We start from the raw sequence: 245 nt of genomic DNA, 5'->3' as shown, positions 1-245 counted from the left end.
CTTGGTACCAATCGCGATTGGCATGTTGGGATTCAAGACCCGACCGCGCCGCGTGGCACTGCAGTGGGTACGATTCCTGAAAGCAACGAATCCATTGTAACAGCCGGCACCTATGAGCAATACCTAATCTCCAATGGCCATAAATACATTTATCTTTTCGATCCTCAGACTGGCTATCCCTATGACAACAACTTGGCCTCAGTCACGATTGTCTCGAAAAATAGTGTTGATGGCGATGCCTTATC

Annotated in this window: 1 protein-coding gene; it reads left to right on the top strand. The window is 48.2% G+C overall.

Annotated elements, in window-relative coordinates:
- The coding region (locus AC6UD0_RS07475; protein ID WP_500708725.1) for an FAD:protein FMN transferase at positions 1–245 on the top strand (245 nt) is incomplete at both ends.

The organism is Fructilactobacillus sp. X7R9C1 (assembly GCF_059901005.1).
The sequence above is the reverse complement of the archived record's forward strand: the minus strand, read 5'-3'. Positions and strand labels throughout refer to the sequence as shown.